Origin of the sequence: uncultured Gemella sp., from assembly GCF_963525165.1 — a bacterium.
GTDB lineage: Bacteria > Bacillota > Bacilli > Staphylococcales > Gemellaceae > Gemella.
The window spans coordinates 1-13,660 of the sequence record NZ_CAURJN010000003.1 but is presented as its reverse complement, the minus strand read 5'-3'; the positions used below and the strand labels follow the sequence as shown (position 1 = coordinate 13,660).

12 protein-coding genes and 1 pseudogene are annotated in these 13,660 nt (G+C 30.5%); 9 read left to right on the top strand and 4 right to left on the bottom strand.

Features of this window, described 5'->3' with window-relative positions; genetic code table 11:
- Positions 1 to 11: 11 nt before the first annotated feature.
- Positions 12 to 1,169 (top strand): M20 family metallopeptidase, encoded by a 1,158-nt coding sequence (locus RWQ74_RS00920; RefSeq protein ID WP_314395941.1) that lies wholly within the window; start codon positions 12 to 14, stop codon positions 1,167 to 1,169.
- 213 nt (positions 1,170 to 1,382) lie between these two features.
- Positions 1,383 to 2,456, top strand: coding sequence for an alanine racemase (gene alr / locus RWQ74_RS00915; RefSeq protein ID WP_314395939.1), 1,074 nt, complete (start codon positions 1,383 to 1,385; stop codon positions 2,454 to 2,456).
- A gap of 325 nt (positions 2,457 to 2,781) precedes the next feature.
- On the opposite strand, the gene RWQ74_RS00910 is transcribed toward alr, so the two are convergent.
- From RWQ74_RS00910 to RWQ74_RS00900, 4 genes and pseudogenes are all read right to left on the bottom strand, one after another.
- Complete coding sequence (locus RWQ74_RS00910) at positions 2,782 to 3,282, bottom strand: universal stress protein (protein WP_314161105.1); 501 nt, start codon at positions 3,280 to 3,282, stop codon at positions 2,782 to 2,784.
- 178 nt (positions 3,283 to 3,460) lie between these two features.
- Positions 3,461 to 3,664, bottom strand: a complete 204-nt coding sequence (locus RWQ74_RS08690; RefSeq protein ID WP_399540719.1) for an immunoglobulin-like domain-containing protein — start codon at positions 3,662 to 3,664, stop codon at positions 3,461 to 3,463.
- Positions 3,665 to 3,697: 33 nt separating this feature from the next.
- Positions 3,698 to 4,012, bottom strand: a pseudogene (locus RWQ74_RS08685) (DUF5011 domain-containing protein); the annotation flags it as partial.
- A gap of 86 nt (positions 4,013 to 4,098) precedes the next feature.
- Complete coding sequence (locus tag RWQ74_RS00900) at positions 4,099 to 4,764, bottom strand: TIGR01906 family membrane protein (protein WP_314395935.1); 666 nt, start codon at positions 4,762 to 4,764, stop codon at positions 4,099 to 4,101.
- Between the two features lie 193 nt (positions 4,765 to 4,957).
- Between RWQ74_RS00900 and treR the strand changes: the two genes are divergently transcribed.
- The 7 genes from treR to RWQ74_RS00865 all read left to right on the top strand — a co-directional run.
- Positions 4,958 to 5,680, top strand: a complete 723-nt coding sequence (treR, locus tag RWQ74_RS00895; RefSeq protein ID WP_314395933.1) for a trehalose operon repressor — start codon at positions 4,958 to 4,960, stop codon at positions 5,678 to 5,680.
- 303 nt (positions 5,681 to 5,983) lie between these two features.
- Entirely contained in the window at positions 5,984 to 6,364 is a 381-nt protein-coding gene (gene nrdI / locus RWQ74_RS00890; RefSeq protein WP_314395931.1) for a class Ib ribonucleoside-diphosphate reductase assembly flavoprotein NrdI, read from the top strand.
- The gene (gene nrdE, locus RWQ74_RS00885; protein WP_314395929.1) at positions 6,351 to 8,441 is read left to right on the top strand and encodes a class 1b ribonucleoside-diphosphate reductase subunit alpha; all 2,091 of its coding nucleotides are present in this window, start codon (positions 6,351 to 6,353) and stop codon (positions 8,439 to 8,441) included. The genes nrdI and nrdE overlap by 14 nt, the downstream gene beginning before the upstream one ends.
- Positions 8,442 to 8,465: 24 nt before the next feature.
- Positions 8,466 to 9,434, top strand: a complete 969-nt coding sequence (gene nrdF / locus RWQ74_RS00880) for a class 1b ribonucleoside-diphosphate reductase subunit beta (protein ID WP_314395927.1) — start codon at positions 8,466 to 8,468, stop codon at positions 9,432 to 9,434.
- 9 nt (positions 9,435 to 9,443) lie between these two features.
- Positions 9,444 to 10,010 (top strand): histidine phosphatase family protein, encoded by a 567-nt coding sequence (locus tag RWQ74_RS00875; RefSeq protein WP_314395925.1) that lies wholly within the window; start codon positions 9,444 to 9,446, stop codon positions 10,008 to 10,010.
- Between the two features lie 89 nt (positions 10,011 to 10,099).
- Positions 10,100 to 10,663: a histidine phosphatase family protein gene (locus RWQ74_RS00870; RefSeq protein WP_314395923.1), complete on the top strand. Its 564-nt coding sequence runs from the start codon at positions 10,100 to 10,102 to the stop codon at positions 10,661 to 10,663.
- A 374-nt stretch (positions 10,664 to 11,037) separates the two neighbouring features.
- On the top strand, positions 11,038 to 13,660 hold a 2,623-nt coding region (locus RWQ74_RS00865; RefSeq protein ID WP_314395922.1), incomplete at its 3' end, for an SHIRT domain-containing protein.

Here is a 13,660-nt window from a genome sequence, read left to right as displayed (position 1 = left end):
AGGAAGAGAAGATGAAAGTAATTATTGAAGAGAATTTAACATCATGGCGTAGGCACCTGCACCAAAATCCAGAGTTATCTTTGGAAGAGCATAAAACTAAAGAATTTATCGCTAGTATCTTAAAAGAATATGGTATAGAATATCAAGAAACTCTTGAGACAGGGTTAGTGGTAATCTTCAAGGCAAGTGTAGATACTAAAGATACGATATTATTTAGAGCTGATATTGACGCACTTCCTATTTCAGAGGAAAATGATGTTTATTTTAAATCAAAAAATGATGGGGTAATGCATGCATGTGGCCATGATGGACATACTACTATGCTTTTAGGAAGTGTTATTGAAGCGGCTGATTATTACAAAAATAATGATACGAAGGTGAATAGTATTTTTGTATTTCAACCGGCTGAAGAAACTTTCGGCGGTGGAAATTTATTAATTAATGATTTCGATTTTTCACCGTATAACATTTTAGCAAGTTATGCCCTGCATATGAATCCAGATTATCCTGAAGGTCATATTATTTCTAAACCAAAAGAAATTATGGCTAGTGCTAATGAATATAGAATATATATTAAAGGTCGTGCAGCGCATGTTGGTTTGAAAAATACTGGAATTGATGCTCTTAATGTGGCAACAATGTTTTTTCAAGAGATGCTAAAACTTAATGCGTTACATACAAAAGCTCGTAATACCAATATTATTCATATTGGTAAAATGTACGGTGGGGATGCGATGAATGTCGTTGCTGAGAATGCATATCTGGAGGGAACGATTAGAACATACAGTATGGAAGATTTAATGACGATTAAAACTGCGATTGAAAATACGCGTGTAGGACTTGAGCATCTTACTGGTGCAAGCATTCGAGTTGATTTTGCTGAAGGATATCCTGCGGTAATCAATGATGAAGTTCCTTATCAAGTAATTAGAGAAGTCATAGAAAAAGAAAGTATCGATTATATTGAGTTGGAGGAAGCTTATCTATATGGGGAAGATTTTTCATTCTTCAGTAGACTTTCTCCTATAAACTATAGCTTTTTAGGTTTAAGAAACGAAGAGAAAAACTATGTTTCAGGATTACATACACCAACTTTCAACTTTGACGAAAAAATATTAAAAGTAGGTGTTCAATATTACCTTGGTATATTGAGTCACTATAACAAGTAACTTTATAATATAAAATAGATGTTAACCCAAAAGTTCAAAACTTTTAAAAAGTTTATATGAGAACTCATAAATGTAGTGGTTTATTGATATCTAAATTCGCTTTATGTTAACTTTTTAGACATCTAATAAACTTTGCAGGAGTGACTTAACAAAATCGATTTCTCCAAATCACGATTTTTGAGTCACTTCCTTTTATCTAAGAAAGGATCTTTTATGGCAACAATTGAGTTAAATTATAATAATATACGACAAAATGCTATTAATTTAAAAGAACGAGCACAAGACATAATAGCCGTAGTTAAAAATAATGCGTATAATTTAGGTTTAAGAGAATGTGTAAAATTATACTCAGAAGTAGGAATTAATTATTTTGCTACAACAAAAGAAGAAGAGTGCAAGGTAATTAGGGAAATATTAGGAAAGGATGCTAATATCTTTCTTCTAAATCCAACTTACGACTTTGCATTAGCAAGAGAGTATAATATCGAGATAAATATAGCGAGTCTTGACTATTTAAAAGAAAACCTAGAAAGACTGAGAGATTTAACGTTACAGTTGGAATTCGCTGGTAGTATGAGACGCGCTGGAGCAAAAAATCTAGAAGAAGTATTAGAAATTATAGCTTTCTGCAAAGAAAATAATTTGAAATTAAAAGGATTTTGGTCTCATTTTTCATTTGCGGATGAGTTTGATGGTTTCTATGAAAAAGAAAAAGAATTGGTGTTAAATGTTCTTGATAAAGCATTGAAAAATTACAATTTCGAAGTAGTTCATCTACAAAATAGTGCTTCATTTTTACGTGATGGTGTGTTTGAGAAAACAACACACCAGAGATTAGGGATTATTCTTTATGGAGCTATGCCTTATGATGTGAAGGAAAATCCAGTTGCTCTAAAAAATTTAGTTATTAAGAATCCAATTACGGTTTATGGTAAAATAATTAGTATAGTAAAATTAAATAAAGGTGAGTGTATAGGGTATTCAAATTCTTATATAGCTGATGTTGATAAAAGAGTAGGAATTGTAAATATTGGCTATGGTGATGGAATACTACGAGACAGATTAAAAGGAAAAACTTGTATAATTAATGGAAAAGATAGAAATATTTACTCAACTATGATGAGTCACTTAGTTGTTGAAATAGGCGAAGAAGAACAAATAGGTGATAGAGTTTATGTTTATGATGACAAACAACAACTTCATGATTATACTAAGTATTTTGGACCGAATTCTGTTCAACTTGCTGCATTGAATTATGATAGTTTAATAGTGAAAAAGATATATTAAAAATAAGGGAGCTGACCCAAAAGTCCTAAATTTTAACAAAGTGTATATGAAAACTCATAGACGCAGTGGTTTATTGATATCTAAATTCACTTTATAAAAGCTTTTTAGATATCTAATAAACTGTGCGGGAGTTACTCGACAAAATCGATTTCTACGAAATCACGATTTTTGAGTCACTCCCATTTTATATTTGTAAATTTTTGGCGTAATTAAAAGAAAGAAGCGATTCATGATAAACATGAGTCACTTCTTTTAAAAAAAGGAAAAATTTTAAATGAATTTAAATTAATAAATATTAATCTAAATATATTAGAGATACTTAATTTTATTTTTCTTGTTCTTCTTGGAATTTTTTAGCAATTTTTGCTTCAAAATCTTGAGGGATAGAACTTTGTTTGATTACTATTACGTCAGATTTAGCATATCTAACGATACCTTCAGAAACTGATCCCATAAGCATACGTTTGAATCCTGTTAATCCTGAAGATCCACAAACTACAAGGTCAATACCTTTTTCATCAACGATGTCTTCACTAAGAACAATTTTAGGAATACCTTGTTCAACGATACCGAATACTTTAGTTAGGCCAGCTTCTTTAGCAGAATCCACATAACTATCAACTAATTCTTTAGTACGTTTATAGAATGAGTTAAAAATATATGGATCTGATAGACCAGAAGTTGCGATTGTCGCATCGATAACAGAAGCGATGTATAATTCCGCATCTTCATTTCTTAATGCTATAGCTACAGCATTAGTGAATGCCCACTCAGCTTGTTTAGAACCGTCCACTGCGACTAAAATTTTAGAATATTTGTTTTCCATGATCAGAACCTCCGATTTCTATTTCTTTACTTATATTATACCATATTTATAAAAAAAGTAAACGCTATTTTCATAAAAACAGTATTAATTTTTAAAAATAAAGTAAAGAAAAACCTATAAGACTATACAGCTTTGTATTTTCCTATAGGTTTAATTTTTTTAATTTTATGAATGTCGATTATCCGTTTTCATCAATTACAGTGATAAGTCTTTTTCTCTTGTGTTCCTTATCATCTATTGTTACTTTATACACTAGTTCATAAGTACCTGGCTTGGTATTATCTACTTCACCTTCGATAATAAGATCATCAAGATAAGATTGCCCAGCTTTACGAGCAATTATACCTTCTTTACCTAAATCTACCTCTTCTCCTACTTTAATAGTAGTATTTTCAGGAATAATAAAGTAAAAAGTACGCTCAAGACGACGCTCAAGACGTTTTCTGTATTTTTCTTCATCTTCTGCACTCATGCGATCTCTAAGTTTTTCATCAACTAAAGGCATTAGTTCGACTTCAGTATCAGCAATACAAATTCTACTATTAACAAGTGTAAAGGTTTGAGTTCTTCCCGGTCCGCAGTAAGATTGACATCCTATGATGAATTCAGCATTAGGTGCTTTCTTTTTTAATTTAGGAATTAAAGTTTTTAGATTAACACCAAGGCAATCATCGCACAATCTAAATGTTACTTTATCTTCAGTAACAACATTTTTATCATTCTGAGCCATAATTTATCCTTTCATATTTTTATTTATTTTAAACTAAAATTTATTATATCACATAATCTTTATAAATAAAATTTTAAACGCACTTCTTAAGTGGAAATTATTTTAAATTTCTTCTTGAATATGTTATTTAATACAAAAAGAGATACAAATAAAATCAGTATATGTAAAATTATCGTTGTAATTAGACTTATAAAGAAGTTTTCAGGAACCATTTTTATAAGGTTAGATTCATCAGGACTTAATAACCATAGATCATTAGAAAATAGTAATTGATGGAATTTTATCCAAAATGAATTGAAATTGTATGAAATTATACCAGCTAATACTATGATTAAAAGAATAAAAGCTAATAATGTTTTATTAAATATTTTTGTGATATAAAATATAGTGTAATTCTTATATACTAATGCTATTAGAATAGTAGAGAGAATAAATATAATAATAAAGAGTATCATAAGATTGAAACTTACATTATATAATGTTTTAACATCTTTCATATGAAGGATATCTTTTTCAGAAAACCAAGTTGTATTTAGTTCGACTTTGTTAGTAAGATATTCTAATAAATTATTTGTATTTTCTATTAATTCATCATCTGTAGTATTAATACTAGGGGCTAAATTTTCTCTTAGATAGAAATTCTTATAAAAATTTAGATTAAAACAATTGTAAAATATTATACCGAGTATTGAACTAATAAATAGTGAAAAATTTTGAATAATGATTAGTATTTGTCTCAAATATTTGTTCATAAAAGTACCTCCGTTTAATATTATATCACATGAAGAGAGTTGTAGTTAAAGTTTTTCCTTTATATTTGGTTTACATATTTACAGAAATTAACAAAAAATAATGAATTATAAAAGTTTTTGAGTAAAAAATATTTAATATTTATGTGAATTATGTTAAAATATATGTATATAGTTATTTATTTTGGGGGAAATCATGAATAAGTTTTTTAAGATCTATTTAGAGTTAAGAGAAAAAATAGAAAATAGGCAATATAGGTCTAACTCACTCTTGCCGAGTGAAAATGAGCTTGCAAGAGAATATGATGTTTCTAGGGAAACTATAAGAAAGGCATTGTTATTATTATTGGAAAATGGATATATCCATAAAATTCAAGGTAAGGGGTCTATTGTTCTTGATGTTCATAGATATAGATTACCGGTAACAGGTCTTTTAAGTTTTAAAGAACGTAGACAATTTCAAGATGTTGAAACAACTACTAAGGTATTAGTAAATGAAGAAGTATATGCTCCGGATTTTCTAGTTAGGTTAGGACTTGTAAAACAAGATGAGAAATTAATTTATTTAGTTCGTCAGAGATTTGTCGATGGCGAAGCGATAATTTTAGACAAAGATTATATAAGAAAGAGCGCAATTGGAGAGTTACCGACTGATCGTGTAGAAGAATCTTTATATGAATATTTGGAGAATGATTTAGGAATAAAGATTTCATATGGAAATAAAGATTTTAAAATTGAACCAATTAATGAAGAAGATTCGATATATATCGATTTGAATGGTCATAAACATATTGCAGTATTAAGAAGTGATGTGTATACAGAAGGAACTGATTTTTTACATTATACAGAAAGTCGTCATAGAGTAGACAAGTTTCATTTTTCAGAATTTGCTAGAAGAAAATCAACTAGAGTAAATTAAACTAGTAATAGAAAAGAACTTTAAACAAAATTATTTGTTTGAAGTTCTTTTCTATAAAATTTCAAGTAAAAAATTCTTAAGTATTTTTTTTTCTATAATATTTTTACTATTAATATTTCTAAATATTGATTAATAAACATCAAGAATATTAAATAAGTATAGAAATTTTGAAAAATTTTTTTTGGCAATTTTTTGCAAAAAATAATCATTGAAAAATCATAAAATAGGGTGTATAATAAATATAACATTTAAATTTCCGGGAAATAATCCTTGGAAATATTTTTATGGGAGTGTGAGGAAATAATGAAGATTATTGTTTATTCATTGACTGGAAATTGTAAAAGATTTGTAGACATGTGTGAAATTCCCGAAGAAGATGTAATTTATTTACAGGATATTGATTACGATGTTAATTTCGATTATATCTTAATAACACCGACATTTGGTTTTGGAGAAGTACCAGTTGCAGTCTCTAAGTTTTTAAAAGAGAACTATAAACATTTAAAAGGTGTTGTTGGTAGTGGGAATAAAAATTGGGGTGAAAGATTTGCCAATGCTGCTGAAATTATTAGCAGTAAGTATAGCATTCCGCTACTAATGAAAATCGAATTACATGGCAATAAAAAAGATATAAGTGAATTTAAAAAAATATATTTGGAGAGTGTAAAGAATGGAGAAATTTAACCATATTGAACTAAATAATGAAGTAACAAAAAGAGGCGATAATGGATTTTTCAAATTAGAAAAAGACGTGGAAGCTATTGAGGAATTTCTTCGTGAAGTAGACTTTCGTACAAAAAAATTTAGTTCTGAAATGAAGAGACTTAGATATTTAGTAGAGGAGAATTTCTACTATAATATTTTTGATAAATACATTGAAGATGAAATTTTAGAATGTTTAGAATTAGCTGCAAATTTCAAGTTTGAATTTAAGAGTTATATGGCGGCTAGTAAGTTCTATAAGGACTATGCATTAAAAACTAATGATAAAAAACAATATTTAGAAAACTTTAATCAACATGTATTTATCGTAGCTATGTACTTAGGTGATGGCGATGTTGCTTTAGCTAAAGAACTTATGATTTCAATGCTTGAGCAAAGATTACAACCTGCTACACCAACATTTCTAAATTCAGGAAGAAGTCGTCGTGGTGAGTTAGTATCATGTTTCTTATTAGAAGTAGGAGATTCACTAAATTCTATTAACTATATTGATTCAACAGCTAAGCAACTTTCAAAAATTGGTGGAGGAGTTGCGATTAACTTATCAAAACTACGTGCACGTGGTGAAAGTATTAAAGGTATTAAAGGAGTAGCTAAGGGTATTATTCCTGTTGCTAAATCTTTAGAACAAGGTTTTGCATATGCCGATCAACTTGGACAACGTCCAGGAGCAGGAGCTGTATACTTAAATATCTTCCACTATGATGTATTAGAATTCCTAGATACTAAGAAGGTTAATGCCGATGAAGAATTACGTCTTCCAACGATTTCTACAGGAATTATCGTACCATCACTATTCTTCGATTTAGCTCGTGAAAACAAAGACTTCTATATGTTTGGACCTCATTCAATCTATGAAGAATATGGTTTAGTGTTAGACGACATCGATATTGCTAAGTACTATGATGAATTTGTAGCGAATGAAAATATTATGAAACGTAAATTCGATGCTCGTGATATGCTTAACTTAATAGCTCAAACTCAATTACAATCAGGATACCCATACTTAATGTTCAAAGATAATGCGAACAAAAATCACGCACTTCGTGAAATTGGACAAGTTAAGATGAGTAATCTATGTACTGAGATTTTCCAATTACAAGAAACTTCAGTAATTAAAGATTACGGTGAAGGGGATATTATTAAACGTGATATTTCTTGTAACTTAGCTTCATTAAATATCGTAAATGTAATGGAAAGTAAAAAAATTAAAGAATCTATTTATTCAGGAATGGATTCATTAACATTTGTAAGTAATTCTACTAAGATTAAAAATGCGCCTGGTGTAGTAAAAGCCAATGATGAGTTTCACTCTGTAGGTTTAGGAGCTATGAATCTTAATGGATATTTAGCGAAGAATCTGATTGCATATGAGAGTGAAGAAGCAAAAGATTTTGCTAATGTCTTCTTCATGATGATGAACTATTATACATTAGAACGTTCAATGCAAATTGCTAAAAAACGTAAAGAAACATTTAAAGATTTTGAAAAATCGGATTATTACAATGGAAGTTATTTTACTAAATATATTGAAAATGACTACCTACCAGTAACTGATAAAGTAAAAGATTTATTTGAAGGAATCTATGTTCCTACAAAAGAAGACTGGAAGAGCCTAAAAAATAGGGTAAAAGAAAATGGTCTATATCACGCTTATAGAATGGCTATTGCACCGACTCAAAGTATCTCATATGTTCAAAACTCGACATCAAGTGTATTACCAATTGTTGATAAAATTGAACGTAGAAGTTATGGAAATGCTGAAACATTCTATCCGATGCCATACTTAAGTCCAAAAACTCAATGGTACTATAAATCAGCGTTTACTATAGATCAAATGAAACTTATTGATTTAATGTCAGTAATTCAAGAACACGTAGACCAAGGTATTTCTGTGATTTTATTCGTAAATTCTGATATTACAACAAGAGAACTTGCAAGATATTATATTTACGCACATCACAAAGGATTGAAATCATTATATTACACAAGAAACAAACTACTTTCTGTAGAAGAATGTACTTCTTGTTCTATATAGAAAAGAGAGGAAAAATTACTAATTATGAAAGCAGTAAACTGGAATAAACAAGATGACTTAACTTTCATGTATTGGCGTCAAAATATTGCACAATTTTGGGTTGATACTGAGTTTAAAGTGTCAAAAGATATTAAAAGTTGGAATGAAGATTTAAACGATAAAGAACGTGAAGCTTATAAAAAAATATTAGCTGGTCTAACGGGACTTGATACTCAACAAGGTGATAAAGGTATGCCACTTGTATCTTTACATACTGAAGATATGAGAAAACAAGCTGTTTATAGCTTTATGGGAATGATGGAGCAAATTCACGCGAAAAGTTATTCTACTATTTTTACATCATTAATTCCTTCACAAGAAACAGACTACTTATTAGATGAGTGGGTTCCTAGTAATCCAGAACTTCAATATAAAGCGAAATTAATTGAAGACTACTACATGAAACTGTTCAAGCCAGAAGTTCCTAAATATGATTTATATATGGCTCGTGTTGCGTCAGTATTCTTAGAAAGTTACATTTTTTATAGTGGATTTTTCTATCCATTATATTTAGCTGGGCAAGGAAAGGTAACGACTTCTGGAGAGGTTATTCGTAAAATTTTATTAGATGAAACTATTCACGGAAGTTTTACAGGATTTGATGCTCAAGAACTATTCAAAACTCTTACTCAAGAAGAGCAAGAACGTGCTGAAAAAGAAATGTATAAACTACTATTAGATTTATACGAAAATGAGTTAAAATATACTAAAGATATATATGATGAAATTGGTTTATATGAAGAAGTAAAAGACTATGTAGAATATAATGCTAACCGTGCATTAGCTAACTTAGGATATCCTGGATACTTCGAAGATAAAGAAATTAATCCAATTATTGAAAATGCGATGAATACAAATACTAAGAACCATGACTTCTTTAGTGTTAAAGGTGATGGATATGTAGTTAGTATGAATATTGAATCAATTGAAGATGAGGATTTCATTTTTGAATAGGTAAAAATCATGAAAATATTATTAGTAAGACATGGTGAGACAGATTATAATAAAAATAGACTAATTCAGGGTCATAGTGACATTGAATTAAATGAAACTGGTAGAAATCAAGCGACTTCTGCGGGAGAAAAGCTAAGTGATCACAATATCGATTATGCTTTTAGTAGCCCATTAAAAAGAGCAGTAGAGACTGCGAGACTTATGCTTGATAACTCTAATAATAGTCAAAATATTTCTAAAGAAATAACTACCGATGAGCGTTTAATCGAAAAATTCTTTGGAGATTTTGAAGGTAGTACATTTGATGAGTATTTTTTTGCACTTGAATCTGAACAAGGATTAGAGTCGATAGAGAAAGATGAAGACGTTTATGAGAGAGTTAATTCATTTTTCAGTGAACAATATTTAAAACATAAAGACGAAACAATTTTAGTTGTTTGTCATGGTGCATTAATCCGTATATTTTTAACTGCAGTAAGAGCATATCCAAATACGACTACATTGGTGGATAATACTGGATTAAATATCTTAAACTATGATGGACAAGAGTTCATATTAGAGAAATTTAATATATAGATAAAACAAGGGGAGACTTAGAGATTGTGAACTAGTAAAAATCAATTTCTATAAGTTGCCCCCTTATTTTTAATAAAGGAGAAGAATATATGCGTATAATTTTAGCACGACATGGAGAAACAGATTATAATAAAAATAAAATGGTTCAAGGGCATACCGATATTCCTCTAAATGAAGAGGGAATTCGTCAAGGAATTGCAGCGGGCAAGAAAATTGAAGATTATGATATTGATATAGCTTACAGTAGTGTTTTAGGTAGAGCATACGATACAGCTAGATATATGCTAGATAATTCAAACAGTGAAGATAATAAAAAATTAGAAGTAATTAAAGATAAAAGATTAATAGAGAAGTCATACGGGGAGTATGAAGGAGTTTCTTTTGCCGAGTATGGAGCAGGAATGAAGGCAGGTGAAACGAGAGGAATGGAACTAGATTCTGATGCAGCTGATAGAGTGGAGGCATTCTTTAAAGAAAAGTATGAAGAACACCCAGATAAGACAATATTAGCAGTATGTCACGGTGGATTAATTCGTTCTTTTTTAACTCAAAAAGGTATTAAAGAGGTAGGACGTGGAGTTATTATAAATACTTCAGTTAGCATCCTTGAATACGATGGTAATAAATTCGAACTTATAGAGTTTAATAAATAAGTAGTTAATAGGAACTTTTGCTAATGTATTGCAAGAGGATAACTTTTAAAATTGAGTTGTTTGAAACTTTGATTTTGAAAGTTATCCTTATTTTTATTTAGAGTTCAAATAATTGTTAAGATTGCAACGGAAGATAAGTTCTATAAAAAATAATTTAGTGGATTTTTTATTTTTTGTATCGGAATATTTATAATGATATGTGATGTTGATTCTGTAAATCCCTGTAAATTAATCGTATTATTAGAGGCGTTTCATCTACATAGTCTCTTTTTGTATAAACTAAAAAAGCCTAATTATTTTATATAGTGCGTTGACTAGTCACATTAAATAGTATATAATTTTATATGAAAGATGATTTTAAAAGGAGAATGATTATGAGTTTTAAAAAAAATACACCGTATGAAAAATATAATACATTCAGTATTAAAAAATTTAAAGTAGGTGTAGTATCTGTGCTAGTTGGTTCTACATTTTTTGTTGCTGGAGGAGTGGCTTTAGCAAGTGACAAAGAAGAGATAGCTAGTAATATAACTACTCCAGTCGCAGAAACTACAAGTCCTTCAACTTTAACAGGGGGTAATGCAGATGTATCAACTGAGAGTAATGGGAACTCTCTTCAAGGAGTACCTCGTACAGCGGAAGTAAGAAATGAAAATGGTGCAGCGGGAACAACATTAGGAAGTGATAGAGCTGCATCAACAGAAAATACTGAAGCAAGCAACAATAATGAGAAACCTAGAGGGCTTGATAGAGCAACAGTACCAGCAAATTATGATGGTAAAGTGAGCCTTATTGGTCAATGGACAAGGGAATCAAACGAAAAAAAAGATACTGAAAATACATATAAGAATGCTACAGATAAATTAGGGAATCCATTGCCTAATCCCGGTCTTTTCCGTGGTATCGCAAAAACTTTTCTTGGCTGGTCTGATAAGCCACCTATAGATGGAAAAATTGCAGAAGGAGCAAGATTGTTCTCTCCAGAAGACACTTTAGCCACTGCCTTTCCAGATGGATTGAAAGCTGATTCCAAACTATACGGTGTATATGCCAGTTTGAATGACCAGGATAAGCCTTTCCCTACCAGTAAATTTTCTATGGGATTTGCTATTATCAATGGAATGAGGAAGTTTGAAATCAATGATAACAAAGTCAAAATTGACACTAATGTAGAATCAGAGGATGTTTTACCAAATACTAAGTTAAAAAAAGAAACGAATGACGATAAAACTAACACTCGTAGAATAATTGATGAGTATCAACCTTCTAATAACGATACTACAAAAGTCAATGAAGTAGTTTTAAAATCCGAATTTGAAATGGATAAAACTACAGCAATGCTTGTTTATAAAAATCCTTGGGTTGGGTATGTTGGTCCAGTTTTATCTAATTCATACAAAGGTAATAAATTTGAAATAGATGAAGTGGAAAAAACTTACACATATGTAGATTTAAATGTAAAATTAGACAAAGATTTAGTTATTCCGGAAAAATTATATGCAGAGTTTAATGGTTACTCATGGAGACCCTTATATGCAATTGGTCATAAGGAAGATGGAACGAAAGAACTTCTACATGTATATTCAAAAAATGGAACAGATTTAGGAAATTCAAAAGATAGCTTTAATTCATTAGTTAGTAATACAGATCCTAGTGTTATGTTTGGTGTTGAAACTAAAGGTAACCATAATATAACATTTAGAATGATTCTTAGATCGTTAAATGATAAGGATAGTGATCGTCCGGAAAACGAACGTAATGAGCGTATAGCTGAGAGTGTAGTAAAACCGGATGAAGGTAAGTCTATTGCTGAAACAATTGTGCGCAGTATGACACTTCGCTCTCTTACATCAACAGAACTTAAAGCTTTATTCTCTAATAAGAGTGATGAAGAAATCAATCAGATGGTTGTTCGTATTAATCAAGAAAAAGCCAAAGAGTTAGCAGACACAAATGGTACAACAGTTTTAAAAGTAACAGGAACAGTTGAAGGAAATGCTCATCCAAATGCAGGTAGAATCGGTAGTGGTTGGTTAAGCATGGATTCAGCTACAGATTTACCTATTGGCAAAGTAGAAGCTAACGTTTTAGAACTAGGTTATGTTACATTTTATAATGTATCTTATAAATTCCAAAGCGGAACTGAAGGAAAAACATTACCAGCAGTAATCGAAAACTACAAGCCAAAAGATACAGCTACTTACGAAAATGAAGCTAATGTAACACCAACACAACCAACAAAAACAGAATACGTAGATGAAGAAAATGATGGGAAATGGGTATTTAAAAAATATGATGCAGATACTAAAGCAGTAAATAAAGCAGATGTAGAGTTTGTAGGAACATGGGAGTTTACAGCGAATAAATATGGAGTAACCTACAAATTCAAAAGCGGAACACAAGGTAAAGTATTGCCAGAAGCGATAGAAGGCTACAAACCAACAGACTCAAATCGTTATGTAGACAAAGATAATGTAGGTGCAACTCAACCGACAAAAACAGAGTACGTAGATACAGAAAACGATGGAAAATGGGTATTCAAGAGCTACGATGCTGAAAATAAAGCAGTAAATAAGGCAGATGTAGAGTTTATAGGAAAATGGGAATTCGAAGCTAACAAATACGGTGTAACATACAGATTCGAAAGTGGAACACAAGGTAAAGCATTGCCAGAAGCGATAGAAGGCTATAAACCAACAGACCAAAATCGTTATGCAGATAAAGCGAATGTAGGTGCGACTCAACCGACAAAAACAGAGTACGTAGATGCAGAAAACGATGGTAAATGGGTATTCAAGAGCTACGATGCAGAAAGTAAAGCAGTAAATAAAGCAGATGTAGAGTTTATAGGAAAATGGGAATTTGAAGCTAATAAATACGGTGTAACATACAAATTTGAAAGTGGAACACCAGGTAAGACATTGCCAACAGCAATAGAAGGTTATAAACCAACAGACCAAAATCGTTATGTAGATAAAGCAAATGTAGTTGCGACTC